General features: G+C 70.7%; 10 protein-coding genes. 2 read left to right on the top strand and 8 right to left on the bottom strand.

Annotated elements, in window-relative coordinates:
- Positions 1–47: 47 nt before the first annotated feature.
- The 4 genes from ACI7BZ_RS18490 to ACI7BZ_RS18470 all read right to left on the bottom strand — a co-directional run bounded on the left by ACI7BZ_RS18490 (position 48) and on the right by ACI7BZ_RS18470 (position 7336).
- Positions 48–422 carry a hypothetical protein gene (locus ACI7BZ_RS18490; protein ID WP_414118602.1) on the bottom strand — a complete coding sequence of 125 codons (375 nt, stop codon included), beginning with the start codon at positions 420–422 and terminating at the stop codon, positions 48–50.
- A gap of 13 nt (positions 423–435) precedes the next feature.
- A complete protein-coding gene (locus ACI7BZ_RS18485; RefSeq protein ID WP_414119212.1) occupies positions 436–3570 on the bottom strand; it encodes an efflux RND transporter permease subunit in 3135 nt (1044 codons plus the stop codon).
- A gap of 1739 nt (positions 3571–5309) precedes the next feature.
- Positions 5310–6626, bottom strand: a complete 1317-nt coding sequence (locus ACI7BZ_RS18475) for an ATP-binding protein (protein ID WP_414118601.1) — start codon at positions 6624–6626, stop codon at positions 5310–5312.
- Positions 6623–7336: a response regulator gene (locus tag ACI7BZ_RS18470; RefSeq protein ID WP_414118600.1), complete on the bottom strand. Its 714-nt coding sequence runs from the start codon at positions 7334–7336 to the stop codon at positions 6623–6625. Before ACI7BZ_RS18470 ends, ACI7BZ_RS18475 begins: the two co-directional genes overlap by 4 nt.
- Positions 7337–7549: 213 nt before the next feature.
- On the opposite strand from ACI7BZ_RS18470, the gene ACI7BZ_RS18465 reads away from it, so the two are divergent.
- The gene (locus ACI7BZ_RS18465) at positions 7550–8014 is read left to right on the top strand and encodes a hypothetical protein (RefSeq protein ID WP_414118599.1); all 465 of its coding nucleotides are present in this window, start codon (positions 7550–7552) and stop codon (positions 8012–8014) included.
- 110 nt (positions 8015–8124) lie between these two features.
- Positions 8125–8430, top strand: coding sequence for a hypothetical protein (locus ACI7BZ_RS18460; protein WP_414118598.1), 306 nt, complete (start codon positions 8125–8127; stop codon positions 8428–8430).
- 106 nt (positions 8431–8536) lie between these two features.
- Here the strand turns inward: ACI7BZ_RS18460 and ACI7BZ_RS18455 are convergent, their stop codons facing one another.
- The 4 genes from ACI7BZ_RS18455 to paaG all read right to left on the bottom strand — a co-directional run bounded on the left by ACI7BZ_RS18455 (position 8537) and on the right by paaG (position 14520).
- Entirely contained in the window at positions 8537–11791 is a 3255-nt protein-coding gene (locus tag ACI7BZ_RS18455) for a helicase HerA domain-containing protein (RefSeq protein WP_414118597.1), read from the bottom strand.
- Between the two features lie 12 nt (positions 11792–11803).
- Positions 11804–12424: a hypothetical protein gene (locus tag ACI7BZ_RS18450; RefSeq protein WP_414118596.1), complete on the bottom strand. Its 621-nt coding sequence runs from the start codon at positions 12422–12424 to the stop codon at positions 11804–11806.
- Between the two features lie 10 nt (positions 12425–12434).
- Positions 12435–13553, bottom strand: a complete 1119-nt coding sequence (locus tag ACI7BZ_RS18445; RefSeq protein WP_414118595.1) for an endonuclease domain-containing protein — start codon at positions 13551–13553, stop codon at positions 12435–12437.
- Between the two features lie 151 nt (positions 13554–13704).
- On the bottom strand, positions 13705–14520 hold the full coding sequence (gene paaG / locus ACI7BZ_RS18440) for a 2-(1,2-epoxy-1,2-dihydrophenyl)acetyl-CoA isomerase PaaG (RefSeq protein ID WP_414118594.1): 816 nt from the start codon (positions 14518–14520) through the stop codon (positions 13705–13707).
- Positions 14521–14642 lie beyond the last annotated feature (122 nt).

Below are 14642 nucleotides of genomic sequence, written 5' to 3'. Positions count from 1 at the left end.
CAAGACGAGGGATGGCAAGGCGAGGGGGGAACGGCGGCGGGCCCGGCTCAGAACCTGGCCTGGACGGTGGAGCCGTCGGGCGCGGTGACCTGGACCACGCCCTTCACGCCCTGCGGCACGGGCGCCGGCGCGGTGCCGGCGAGGCGGCTGGCTCCGGCGGGCAACAGGGTGAAACGCTGCGCCTTGCCGCCCACCACGAGGATGGCATTGGCCTTGAAGCCTTCTGCCGGAATGGGCTGGTCCGACCCGTCGCTGAGGAAGACGGAGACCGCCACGGTGCCGTCGGCCACCAACTCGGCGTGATAGGGGCCCGCATCCACCCGCACGCCGCCGTTGGCGCCCGCACCGGGCTCGTGGGCGAGGAGCGGCGTCGCGAGCAGGGGGAGCGTGAGGACGGCGAGGCGGGCACGGCGGAACGTCATGGCTTGCTCCGGGTCAGAAGGCATCGGCGGATGCTGTGGCACAGGACGGGGGCGCTGCATCCCGCGCCGCCGCCACGAGCCGTTCCAGGGCGGCGTGGCCGTAGCGCAGCACGAGGACGGGTGTGAGCACCGCATCGAGCAGCGTCGCGCTGACCAGCCCGCCGAAGATGGTGATGGCCACCGGGTGCAGGATCTCCTGGCCGGGCACGTCCGCCCCCCGCATCAGCGGCACCAGGGCGATGCCCGCGGCGGCGGCAGTCATCAGCACCGGCGTGAGACGCTCCAGGCTGCCGCGCGTCACCAGCGCCGGGCCGAAGGGCATATTTTCCTGAAGCGCCAGGTTGATGATGTGGCTGATCTTGAGGATGCCGTTGCGCGCGGCGATGCCGGTGAGAGTCACGAAGCCGATCATGCTGGCGACGGAAAGAGCCTGCCCGGCGAGCCACAGGGCCACCACCGCGCCGATGAGCGCCAGCGGCACGCTGCCCATGATGACGAGGGCGAACAGCGCCGAGCGATACCGGCTTAAGAGCACGGCGAACACCAGCAGCAGCGACACCGCCGAGAGCGCACCGATGGTGCGCAGGGACTCCTCCTGCGCCGCGAAGGTGCCTTCCAGGCTGGTGGACAGGCCGGCGGGGAGCGCCGTCGTCGCCAGAGCGCGGCGCATGTCGGCGACGATGGCGGCCATGTCGCGGCTGCCGGATGTGTTGGCCAGCACCACGATGCGCCGCCGCCCGCCCTCGCGGAGGATCTGGTTGGGGCCGTCCGTCTCCGTTACCTGCGCCACCTCGGACAGGGGGACCCAGCCTGCGGGCGTCTCCATGAGCAGCCCTGACAGGCCCGCGGTGGTGCGCGCGGCGTCGGGAAGGCGCAGCACAAGGTCGAAGCGGCGATTGCCGTCCACCAGGCGGGAGACGACGCGGCCGTTGGAAAGCCGTTCCACCGCATCGGTCACCTGCGCCGGCTGGAGGCCGTGGAGGGCGGCCCGCTGGTAATCCACCCGCACCGTCACTTCGGGCACCCGCACCTGCTGTTCCACCTGCAGGTCCGCCAGGCCTTCGATGTGCGCGAAGCGCCGGCGCAGGTCCTCGGCCGTGGCGCGCAAGGTGTCGAGGTCGTCGCCGAAGAGCTTGAGGGCGATCTCGGCGCGCACGCCCGACAGCATGTGGTCGAGCCGGTGGGAGATGGGCTGGCCCAGGTTGAAGGAGGCCGGCAGCACGGAAAGGCGGTCGCGGATGTCGGCGGAAACCTCGGCCCGGCTACGGGGGGAAGGGGCAAGGTCCACCTCGATCTCGGAGGCGTGGACGCCCTCCGCATGTTCGTCCAGCTCGGCCCGGCCGGTGCGCCGGCCCACCGCCATCACCTCCGGCACCTCCAGGATGAGTTTTTCCGCCACGAGGCCCATGCGGTTGCTTTCGGCGAGGGACAGGCCCGGCCGGAACAGCATGGAGATGGTGAGCGAGCCCTCGTTGAAGGGCGGCAGGAATGCCCGCGGCAGGCTCGCCGCTGCGGTGAGTGCGGCCATGAACAGGAGTGTCGTCGTGCCCATGACGAGGCGCGGGTGGCGGAAGGCGGCTCCAAGGAGGGCCGCATAGCCGCGCTTGAGCGCGCGAACCAGCGCCCCGTCGCGCTCGCAATGGCGGCTGAGGGCCGGCAGCAGGTAGAAGGCGAGCACCGGCGTGAGCGTGATGGAGGTCAGAAGGCTCGCGAGGATGGAGACGATATAGGCCTGCCCCAGCGGCGCGAACAGCCGCCCCTCGATGCCCGGCAGCGCGAACAGGGGCACGAACACCAGCACGATGATGAGCGTCGCATAGACGATGCCCGAGCGCACCTCCCGGCTCGCCGCCACCACCACGTCGAACACCGGGCGCGGCACGGCGGCGGCCGTATTCTCCCGCAGGCGGCGGAAGATGTTTTCCACGTCCACCACCGCGTCGTCCACCAATTCGCCGATGGCGATGGCGAGCCCGCCCAGCGTCATGGTGTTGATGGAGAGGCCGAAGGCGTGGAACACGATGGCGGTGGCGAGGATCGACACCGGGATGGCGGTGAGCGAGATGAGGGTGGTGCGCCAGTTCAGCAGGAATGCGAACAGCACCACGGCCACCACCGCCATGGCTTCCAGCAGCACCTTCTCCACATTGCCGATGGAGGCGGCGATGAAATCCGCCTGCCGGAACACCGGCGCGGACATGCGGATGCCGTCCGGCAAGGTCCGGTTGAGGTCGGCCACCGCCGCCTCCACCGCGCGGGTGAGGGCGAGAGTGTCCGCCTCCGGCTGCTTCTCCACCGAAAGGACCACGGCCGGCCGGCCCATGTGACCGGCATCGCCCCGCTTCGGCCGCGCCGCAAAATCCACGTCGGCGATCTGGTGCAGGTAGATCGTGCCACCGCCGGGGCGCGGCAAGGCAAGGCCCCTCAGGTCGTCCAGGCTCAGGGTGCGGCCGAGATTTCGGATCAGGTATTCGCGCCCGCTCTGGTCGGAGAAGCCGCCGCCGGAATTGGTGCCGAACCGGGCGAGCGCCGTCTCCAGTTCCTCCAGCGCCACGCCGTAGGCCCGCAAGGCGGCGAGGTTCGGGGAGACGCGGAACTGGCGCACCTCGCCCCCCATGGGGATCACCTGCGCGACGCCCGGTATGGCAAGGAGCCGCGGGCGGATGATGAAGTCGGCCGCCTCGCGCACCGCCATGGGAGACGCCGTATCGCTGGTCACCGCATACATGAGCACCTGGCCCATGATGGAGCTGACGGGCCCCATCTGCGGCGCCACGTTCGCCGGCAGGCGATCGCGCACGAGGGCGAGACGCTCGGCGATCTGCTGGCGGTTGCGGAAGATGTCGGAGCCGTAATCGAACTCCACATAGACGATGGAAAGCCCCACCCCCGATGCCGAGCGCAGGCGCAGAAGGCCGGAAAGACCGGTCATGGCGGTCTCGATCGGGACGGTGACGATCTGCTCCACCTCGGCGGGGGCGAGGCCTTCCGCCTCTGTCATGATGGTGACTGTGGGCCGGTTGAGGTCGGGCAGCACGTCCACCGGCAGGCGGGTGACCGCATAGGCTCCCGTGAGCACCAGGATGAACGAGAGCGCCAGCACCAGCAGCCGGTTGCGCAGGGATTGGGTGACGAGGGCGGTGAACATCTGCACCGGCCTCAGCGGATCTGGCCGATGCAGCTCGGCGCCCTCGGTCACCACCCGTCGCCCCGGCTCCAGCCCGGCGGTGACGAGTACGCGGCCGGCATCCAGCGGCTCGGCGCGCACCTCCCGCGGCGTGAAGTGCTCGGCACGGCTATGTTCATAGACCATGGCCTGTCCGTTCGCGCCGCGCACGATCGCCCCGCGGGGGAGGGCGATGCCCGTGCGCGGCGCGCCCGCGTTGGCCAGCACGGTGAGGCGCTGGCCGACACGGAGCCCGTGGGTCTCACCGGTGACGGAGAAGTGCACCGGGACGGACTGGTTTCGGTCGGAGAGGCCCGCCCCGAGGAAAGCGAGCGAAACGGCCCGGCCATCCGCAAGGCGCCCCTCGGCGCCCGCGCGGCCGGCGTCGGGCTCGAAGCTGAGGGCTTCCACCCACAGGCGGCCGGGATCAATGATGCGGAACACCACGGTGTCGGGGTCCGCCATCTGGCCGGTCATCGCGTCCGCGCTGGCGATCACCCCCGGGACGGGGGCGCGCAGGGCCTCGGGCTCGCGCTGCACCCGCTCCAGATTGGCGCGGCGGGTCTTGAGCCCGTTCAGCTCCAGCCCCGTCTCCTCCACCTCGCGGGCGGTCACCGCGTCCCTGATGGCCGAGAGCCGCTCATGGCGGCGCTGGACGATGGCGATCTGCTGGTCCAGCTCATAGCCCTGCTGCTGCAGGTCCTTGAGGTCCGAGGCGTTGAGCGGCGGATGCACAAGGGCCAGCACCTCGCCCGCCTCCACCCAGGTTCCCAGCGGCTTGAAGCCGCCCTCCGGCGGCGCGAGGCGGCCGCCCACGGCGGTCTGCACAAGGCCGCTGGCGTTGGCGTCCGGCACCACGCGGCCCGGCAGTTCCACCGCGCGGGCGAAGGCTCCGGCGGAGGTGACGAGGGTCCTCACCCCGAGGATGCGCTGGCTCGGCTTCGGCAGGATCACCGTGCCATCGGCCAGCCGCTGGGCGACGTCGCGCGGGGCCACCTTCGGCGCCGGCCCGGCGGCCGGGGATGGGGAGGACGAGAGCAGCAGGGGGCCGGTCAGCCCCGCCGCCAGCAGCAGGGCCGCTGGCCGGCGGCGCCATGCCATCAGCAACAGGCCGCCAAGAAAGCCGATGGCGACGCCGGCGATGAGGCCGAGGCCCGATCCGCCGATCTGCGCCAGAATGGCCGGGGCCGTTGCCCGGGGCCGGGCCTGCACCGGCGCTTCGGCCGGCGGGACGATCAATGTGGCGGCGAGAATGTCCACCCCGTCGCCCGCCGTCACCGCAAAGGCGAGCTCATGGGTGCCGGGCTCGGCCAGGGTGGCGGCCGGCACCCCATAGGTGCCCGCTTCCCGTTCCGCGGCCGTCAGCGTGCCGCCGGGCGTGTCCAGCTCGATGGTGGCGCCCTCCACCGGCATGTTGTCGGCGAAGCGGTCGAGGTGAATGCGCAGCTCGCCGTCGCGCAGCACCGCCACCAGTTCGAACCGGGCCGATGCCGCCTCGGCGCGCGGGGCAAGGCTCCCCATGGCGACGGGCGGCGGCGCGCCGTGATCGTGTCCCTCGTGGGCCAGGGCACCTGCGGCCAGGAGCGGGCCTGCAAGGAGAGCGCACAAGGGGCCTCTCAGGCTGTGCACCAACCGCCGCATTATGCTTCGACCCGTCCGTTCGACCATCCGTACGGACGGCAGATAGCGCGCGGGCCGTCACGCTGCGTATCGCTTGCGTATCAGTTTGTTTCAGGCCCGCCCCTGGGCAGGCGGACCGTCACCGTGAGCCCGCCCTCCGGCTGGTTCGCGAGCACCAGGGTGCCGCCATGGCCGCGCACCGCCGCCTGGGCGATGGTGAGGCCGAGGCCGACGCCACCGGTGGCGCGGCTGCGCGAGGAGTCCAGGCGCACGAACGGTTCCAGCACCGCTTCGAGCTGGTCCTGGGGGATGCCGGGCCCCGCGTCCTGGATGGCGAGCACCGCCGTGCCGTCGTCCGCCGTGAGCCGCAATCGGGCGCAGCCGCCATAGGCGAGGGCATTTTCCACAAGGTTGGTGACCGCGCGCTTCAGGGCGATGAGGCGCCCGGTGACGACAAGGCTGGCGGGCGCGTCGAGGCTGGCGTCGTGCCCGCGGTCGCGGGCATCGTTCACGATGGTTTCCAGCAGCGGAACGAGGTCGATGGGCCGCAGGGGCTCGTCCTCCGCCGTGCCGCGCAGGTAGGAGAGCGTCGCATCCACCATCTGCTCCATCTCGGAGATGTCGGCCACGAGCGCTTCCCGGAGGGAGGCGTCGGCCACATCCTCCGCCCGGAACCTGAGGCGGGTCATGGGCGTGCGCAGATCGTGCGAGACCGCCGCCAGCGCCTGGGTGCGCCGGCCGATGAGGTCGGCGATGCGCGCCTGCAGTCCGTTGAAGGCATGGGCGAGCTCTCGCACCTCCCGCGGCCCCTCCTCCGGCAGGGGCGCGAACGGGGCCTCGGGCCGGGCCACGGCCGCCGCCATGGCCCGTAGCGGCCGGGTGAGCCAGGCGGCGATGGCCAGCGAGATGAGAAGGACGCCGAACGCCATCAGGCTGGTGGAGAGGACCGAGCCATGGCCGTCATCCACCTGCGGGGGCGAAGCGAACAGGCGCACATTGGCCCAGCTGCCGTCCGGCAGGCGCAGGGAGGCCAGGGCGAGGTGCGGGTCTGCGCCGATGCTGATCACCACGTCTTCGGCGGTGAGTTCGGGCGCCAGGGCGCGCACCTCGTCCGCAAGGCCCTGGTCGGCCGGTCGCAGGGGGCGGCTGGGCGTGGCGATCGGGTCGGGGCTCCAATGGGCATCGACGGCGCCGCCGGAGAGATCGTGCGCCACGCCCTCGCGCCCGGCCGGCGGCACCAGAGCGAGCGTCCGTTTCACCGCCACCACCTGCTCGGCGAGCCGGGCCGTGTGGGCCGCATGGCGTTCGCGCTCGATGGCGTGCTGGTAGGTCCACAGGCTGACGAGGTGGACGGCGACGATGCCCACCACGGCCACCACCGCCGTGCGCGCCGCCAGGCTGTCCAGGCGGCGGATCATGCGCGCTCCACGTCGGGGGAAAAGAAATAGCCGGCGCCGCGTACCGTCTTCACCATTTCGGGTCCGTCAGGTCTTTCGATCTTCTTGCGCAGGCGGCTCACCTGGATGTCGATGGCACGGTCGAAGCCGGTGGCGGTGCGGTTCTTGGCTGAATCCAGCAGCTGATCGCGGGTCAGTACCCTTTGCGGGTGCTCCAGGAAGGTGAGGAGCAGGTCGTATTCGCCGGTGGAGAGGTCCACCACCGCGCCGTCCGGGTTGGTGAGCTCGCGCCGGCGCGTGTCCAGGACCCAGCCGGAGAAGCGCAGCAGAGGCCCGCCCGTCCGCGCCCCTGTCCCGGTGCTGCGCACCCGGCGGAGCACCGCATGGATGCGGGCGAGCAGCTCGCGCGGGTTGAACGGCTTGGCCAGATAATCGTCGGCGCCCACCTCCAGGCCGACGATGCGGTCCACATCGCTGCCGCGGGCCGTGAGCATGATGATGGGAATGTCCGATCCCCGGCGCAGCTCGCGGCACAGATCAAGCCCGGTGGTGCCCGGCAGCATGATGTCGAGGATGACGAGATCCACCGTCTCGGCCGCCAGCGCCTCGCGCATTTCCCGGGCATCCTGCGCGGAGGAGACTTTCAGTCCGTTCTCCCGCAGGAACTTGCCGGCCAGACGCCGCAGCTCGACATCATCGTCCACGATCAGGATATGGTATTCGGGCAACACGGGATGAAGCAGTCCTGAGCAGCGTTCCGGGCCGCCGTTGCCGCGCGGCGGGCCAGCCCTTCTTATCGCAGCATCGGAGGTTCGCGCCACTCTGGTCATCGTCGCCACCCATGGCCACGCCCGCCGGACCCATCTGGCGCGCAATATGCCTGCTGGGGTTCACACCCGGCCCTTTGGTCGGGTTTCCGACGTTGGACCGACAAGGAGCTGACTTTGCCCGCATTGCAGGAAACCCGCACCGTCGCGACATTCACACCCGCGAAGCCTGCCGGACTGGCCGATCTGGGCGTGCCATTGGGCGACACCACCGTGGTCAAGAAGGGCCGCGTGCACGAGTTCCTGCAACTTCTGCAGGATGGCGCGATCGGTCGCCGCTTCCAGGATCTGCGCGTCATCGGCGTCCAGACCATCGAGGCCGGGGTCCCGTCCGCCAGGGTGTTCGTCCAGTTCGAGGTGTTCGGCGACAATACGGCGGCACCCGCAAACGGGGTGGGCTTCGAAGTGGCGCTGCTTGCGGGCGCGCAGCGCCTGGCCAGCCTGTCGTCGAGCAGCCTGTTCCTGCCCTATGCCAATTTCTGGTACGCAAACCGCTTCGTGTTCGAGGTGCCGATGGCGGATTTCGACCAGGCGGACCAGCTGGAATTCATCGCAAAGCCGGAGGAGGTGCGCGCTGTTTAGAGGGGAAGATCGCCCTCCAACTTAACGAACAGAGCCGGCCCCGCCATGCACTCGCAACAGCCCGGCGCCTGAAGGCCGCCAGGCTGTTGCGAACCCAGATCGAGCGACATATGAGCTATCCCCTCGTCAAGCGCGTGCCGCATCGGATGCTCGGCGAAATGCTGCGGATGATGTTGAGCGAGCAGGTCTATTTCGACCTGACCCTGGAAGAGGGCCGGACCCTGTCGCGCGCCTTCACCGCCGTGGCCTATGACTTCCGGCGCACCGATTCCCTCTATCTGAGCCCGGTCGGCAGTGACGGCGAGTTCTCTGCCGCCGTCACGCCTGTCGGCCTTGACGTGGAAACGGCCAATGGCGGCCATCACCTGAGTTGGGACGACGTGACGGAACTGGCCGAGCGGCTGGCGGTGGAGTGAGGGCTTGAGGCCTCCCCGGCTCACGTGCGCCAGCCCGTGGCCGGCTTGCATTTGGGTCCTGAATGGTCAGGCCCCTTCCCCCGGCGCCGGGGGAAGGGGTGAAGGCTCAGGCCTCGCCCCCGGTAGGCGCCTGGGGGGGCGGGGTGCCGGTGGCCAGCTCCAGGATGCGCCGGGCGTCGGGCGGCGATGCGGCGTGGTGGCTCAGGCACAGGGGCGCCGTCACCTTCTCGGGCCGCGCCGTGTCGGCGCAGACATAGAAGGTTCCCGTGGCCAGCCGGGCGATGTCGCTCGCGCTGCGCCCGCGGTCGCGCATCAGCTCTTCGATGGTGTCAAGGGCCGCGGGCGAACTCGCCTTGCCGAAGATCTGGGTGGAACAATTGTTGGTGATGCCGTGGTGCAGATCCTTCGGCATCTGCGTCGCGAACACGAGGCCCAAGCCATATTTGCGCGCCTGCTTGGTAAGGCTGATCAGGCTTTCGCGCGAGGGTGTCGCCTTGTTGGCGGGCGCGAACTGGTGGGCCTCGTCGATGGCGAGCAGCGCCTGCAGCGCGATGCCGGGCCGGGGCGGGTTGCGGCGCACGAAGGTGAACAGGCTCAAGGCCAGCCGGTTCACGAAGCCCTGCTGGGCGTCGAGGCTTCCAAGGCCCGAAAGGTTGACCACCGACACCCGCACCTTGCCGGGCGCCTGCGCGGTGATGAGCTGGAGGGGATCAAGGGGCGTGCCGCCGGACGCCATGAGGGGATTGCGCGCAATCGCGGCCCGCAGGCTGTCGGCCATGGCCGTGGCGTGCTTATCGGCGCCGCTGATGCCGGCTGCAGCGTCGTCGGGCAGCTCGGCGAGCAGGTCGATGAAGGCTTCGAGGCCGCCGGTGCTGCGGTGCGCGAAGGCGCGCATGGCGCTGCGCAGCAGCCCCTGGCGCAGTTGGTCGGTCCGTCCACGGCCCGCCGCCACATGGGGCTCAAGGGTGGCGCAGGCGAGCTCCACGGCGCCTTCAAGCTCCGTCTCGTCGTCGCGCAGCGCCGCGAAATCCGGCAGGGGCGCGAGGGTGAGGGGATTGCCGCGGCTGATGCCCGGCGTCCACACCACCACCTCCGCGCGGTCGAAATAATCCTCGGCAGCGGCGAGGTCCGCGGTGGCGAGGACGGGGCCACCGGGCGGCCAGCGCTCGCCCAGCAGGGCAAGGTCGTTGTTGCTGTCCACCACGATGGCGGGCACGCCGCGCCGCGCCGCCTCCTCGATGATGCGCCGCAGCAGCACCGTCTTGCCCGAGCCGGCGCCGGCAATGATGGCCACGTGCTTCTTCAGCAGGGCGAGGGGAAGCGACACCTCATCGCCGGAGCCCACGCCGCGGCCCACGGGGATGCTGTCGGCAGGCGTGGCGGTGGTGCTGCCCGGCGGGGGGGTGGGTGGGGGCAGGGGGGTGGGATCAGGCGTTCCGCCGGCTCCCGGCTTCTGCTCAGGCTCGGGGGGCGGGGCGGTTACGCCGCCTGAGGGGGGCAGCGGTGGCGGGGCGGCGAGGCGCGGCCAGTCGGCTCCGGCTTCCGCGGCGATGGCGAGACGGTCGAGGGGGCGGCGCGCGGCGAGCCAGCGGGCGAAGCCCTCCGGCTTGCGCGCCTCCATGGCCGCCAGCGCCCAGAGCACCCGCAGGTCGTCCTCGGTGGGGGTGAGGAGACGGCCGCCCTTGTCCTGCAGCTGCTTCACCAGCTCGGTGGTGCGCCTGCCGCTCGGCGGGGGGCTGGCGCGCAAGAGCACCAGATGGCGGAATTTCAGCTGCCGGTCGATGCCGGACTGGGTCATGGCGGCGGTCAGCCGGCCCTGGAAGGCGATGGCGTTGAGCTGCGGCAGGAAGCGAAAGGCGAACACCTCTTCCCGGTCGCCCTCGGTGCGGTGCACGTGCTCCACCCGCAGATGCAGCGCCGGCCGGCGCGGATCGAAGGCGCTGTCCACCCGGATATCCACGTCGCTTCCGCCGCCATTCTGCAAGGCGAAGAGGCGTCCCAGCGCGACCAGCAGGCGGCGCATGGGTGCTTCGTCCACATCCTCGGCAAAGCGCAGGGCGGCCACATTCGCCGCGGTCTTCTCGCGGTTGAACTCGGCATCGAGGATGTCGGAGGGTGGGGGCGGAGGCGGCGGGGTCGTTCCGCCGCCGAAGCCGGGAAGTTCGGTCACCTCGCCCTTGTTCAGGCATTGCCCCACATGGGCATCGCACTGCATGAGAAGCCAGCGCGGGGTGACGCTGCCCACCTGCTCAAAGGCTTGGGGCAGAAACGGAAATGTGGGGTAGCGGGGCACGAGGCCGGCGCGGACGTAAGCGGGGGCAAGGCGCTGGGCGATCAGCAAGCGCGCGGCGTCGCCAGCGGGAACGCCTGGCAGCACCAGAGGCGCCGGATCGAAGCTCTGGATCACCGTGGCGAGGACATTGGCCTTCAGGTGCGCCCAGCTCTCTTCCAGGCAGCAGACCGTCACCAGCGCGCGCCGGGAATAGCGCACCAGATCCATCAGGCCCGCGCCCACGCCGGCAATGATGGCCTTGGCGCGCCTGACGTCGTCATCGTCGGCGCTGCCCTGTGCCAGCGTGTGATAGGCGCCGACGATGGCATCCAGCTGGTCGATGCCCACCACGCACGGCCCGGTCAGGCTCATGAGCCAGCCGAGGCCGGCGACGATCTTCTCCGGCGCATGGCTGGCGGTGCGCAGGCCCAGTTCGCTCACCGCCTGCGGGATATCGGCGCCCTGGAGCCAGTTGTAGGCGATGTCCGCTTCGGTGAACCGGCCGACGCTGAACTGCACCAGCGCACGCAGCACGTCGGCATGGTCGAGAAGGTCGGTGCGGTATTGCTCGGCCAATCCGCGCTCCAGCCCCGCTTGCAGGACGCGGATGGACTCGCTGTCGTGCGAGCGGCGGATGTCGCGCACGATGTCGCCGGCGGCCGGGCCGATGAAGCGGTTGGCGAGGCGCTCCAGCAGCTTCTCGTGCTGCGCCGTGTCGTCCGGCAGGCGGTGTTCCAGGGCGCGCAGGAAGCCGAGCACGGCGGTCATCGGAAATTCGCGTACGCCGGTGAGGTCGATGAGGATGAAATAGCCGTCGCGTTCCCAGGTGGCCCGGCGCAGCGCGCCGAGCAGGTGAGTCTTGCCCGAGCCCGCCGCGCCCAGCACCACGCGGCCCGGCATGAAGCCGCCGGGCGGCCGGTCCAGCCGCGCAAGCTCGGCTTCCAGCCGGCCCAGCACGTCGCGGTGCAGCTGCGGCACGTCGCGCGCACTGTCCTCCCAGACGGAGGACGCAAGGTCGATCCAGCCGAAATCGGCCTGCGCCAGCGCATCAAGGAGGGTCGGGCGGGTCATGGTTTCAAGCCTGGGCATGCGCGGTGCCCTTCAATTCAGATAGAGGATATGGGCCGGCATGCCGCCGAGGCTGATGCTGGCGGCGTCGTCCTCGGCCGATCGGCCGCGCGGGTCGTCGAGGGGATAAAGGACGATGCGACCCTCATCCGCCGCCTGTCGCAGCACGCCATCGAGCTGCTCCCGGCTGGCATCGGGCAGCGCGCGGCGCAGGTCCTTGAGGCGCACGCGCACATGCGCCTGCCCGCCGCCGAGGGCGAAGGCGGCCGCATACACCTGTTCGAAGCCGAGGGGAGCGGCGGGGGGCGGCGGCTCCGGTTGCGGGTCCGTAGCCGGGCGGGGGCACAGGATGTCGATCAGGGGGACGCCGCTGGCCGCCATGTAGCGGGCCAGGGCAGCCATCCAGTCGTGCAGGATGACGCCGGCGCCGCCAGGGAGAGAGCTGGGGGCGCCGAGGTTTTTTCTCGCCCAGTTCCACCCCGCCTCGGTCAGCTCCAAGCGGAGGGCGTTGTTGGCCGCCTTGTCCTTGCGCGCCGTGAGAAAACCGGCCGCGACCAGCGCCTCACGCACGGGCCTGTCCATTGCCGGCTTCAGATCCCGCTGCAGGGCGCTGCCGGCCCGGCCGAGAAGCGCATAGATGCGGGTGATCTCCACAGGCGTCGGATTATAGGTCATCGGCTCCCCCGGCTTGCGCCATCCCCCGCCCGGCGAGGGCGACGAGCGTGTGGATCTTGGACAACGCTGGCGTGTCCCGTCTCATAATTTCGTCATGTGTCAGTCTGAGGACACGGTAGCGCGATGCGCTGAGCTCGTAATCGCGGTGGCGGTCCCGCGCGAAGGCCGTGCGGCTCGAATGGGGGCCATAACCATCCACCTCGATGACGAGGCGCCCCTCGGCCCACAGAAGATCCACGAGATAGGTCGAGCCGGCTCGCGTGCGCACCGGCACGTTGAAGGTGAACAGGGCGTTGAGGGCTTCGTCGCCGGCAAGAAGCCGGGCCAGCCTCTGCTCCGCCGGGCTGAGGGGATGGGGCTGGCCGGCGACCGGCCAGAGCCAGCCTGAAGGACCCGGCCCGGTGTGGCCCGGCACAGTCGGTTCGCCGCCGGGCTGCACCGGCGCGGGGGTGTCGTCCCCGCTCGGCGCGGCCGCGGCGCCGAAGCGGACGAGGCCGTGGCGAATCCGGTCGAAGGCCGGGTCGTCTGGCACATGGTCGGCAAACAGGATGCCCACGGCCCAGTCGCAACTGTCTGCGAGCCAGGGCGCGAGATGGGCAAGGGGCGCGAGGGCGCCGGAGGGATGGGACCCGACGGCGAGCACCAGCGTCAGCCCTTCGGGGGCCAGCACCAGCCCCAATTGGCGCGCCGTCTCGATGGCTGCGAACCCTTTGGGGAGCGGACTTTGCCCGGCCTGAACACGGGCCTCGGCGCGCCGGAGCCATGTGGGCGATGCCCCGCACACGGCAGCATCACCGGCCGGCAGGCCGGTGCCTGCGGCGTCCCTATCCGTGCTCGCCAGGCCGGGCCGCCGGTCGTACCAGCGGGGGAAGAGCGCTCCGGCCGCGTCGGCCAGGGACTGGACGATGGCGCGAAAAACGGCGTCCGGCGACGCGCCGTCTTCTACCGAATGGAGCAGCACGCGCCGTCCGTCGATCAGCCGCGCGAGGCTGGTCGCTGCCGGCTCACGCGCCGCGATCCGAAGGTCGGCGATCGTTGCGCCGGCAAAGCATCTGACGTGACGCCGTGCCACCGCCAGCACCAGCTCCAGGTCGTTCCCGCCGCCCATGTCCCGCCTCGCGTAGATCGAGGCCGCGCTTATAGGGCCTTCATCGGTCCTCGACTACAGGTGGCCGTCAAGATCGAGGACAACTGTGCTCCGCGCGCCGTTCGTGGCATGGTGAAACAAGCTGGTGCTGCTTGACGGGCGGGAGACCGCATCACGCGCCCTGTCCGGTGAAACGGGCCGGGCGCTTCTCCATGAAGGCGCGGACGCCTTCGCGATAATCCGGTGTCCGACCGGCCGCGCGTTGCAGGTCCCGTTCCAGATCCAGCTGGACATCCAGGCTGTTGCCCGCGGACGCGTTGAGCGCCGCCTTGGTCAGCGCAAGGCCCTGGGTGGGCTGGGTTGAAAGGTGGGCCGTCATGGCGCGGGCGGTGTTCATCAGCTCCGCGTCGTCCACCACCTCCCAGATGAGGCCCCACTCATGCGCCGTCTGCGCGCTCACCGGCGTGGCCAGCATCGCCATGCCGCGGGCGCGGGCGTCGCCGACGAGGCGGGGCAGGAGGAAGGTGCCGCCGGAATCGGGAATGAGGCCGATCTTCGCGAACGACTGGATGAATTTCGCCGAGCGTGCCGCCAGCACGATGTCGCACGCAAGGGCAATGTTCGCGCCGGCCCCCGCGGCAATCCCGTTCACGGCGCAGACGACCGGCTTGCGCAAGGCGCGGATGCGCCGGACGAGCGGGTTGTAATGGGCTTGGAGGCTGGCGCCGAGGTCCGGCGGCTGGTCGCCGAAGACGCGGGCGGACAGATCCTGGCCGGCGCAGAAGCCGCGGCCGGCGCCGGTGATGAGGACGGCGCGGCAGTCGTCTTCGGCGGCGGCATCGAGCGCGGCCGAAAGTTCGCCATGGAGGGTGGCATCCAGGGCGTTCAGCCGTTCCGGCCGGTTGAGCGTCACCTCCATCCAGCCGTCGTGCCGGGACAGCAGGAGCGGCGCGGCCGGGGGCGCTGCGCCGGCAGGAGATGTGGGCATGGGTTGCCTTTCCGGCTCCGCCGAGCCTCTCAAATTAAAAGACCGATCGATTGATCTTTAGCGTCAAGGACCGTATTGTCAACGCATGGCCCGTGCTTCTCGCCGCCGGCGCAGGTGCGTGG

The organism is Xanthobacter sp. AM11 (assembly GCF_047444035.1).
Classification (GTDB): Bacteria; Pseudomonadota; Alphaproteobacteria; order Rhizobiales; family Xanthobacteraceae; genus Xanthobacter.
Note: the sequence above shows the minus strand (reverse complement) of the source record. Positions and strands in the feature narration are given on the sequence as shown.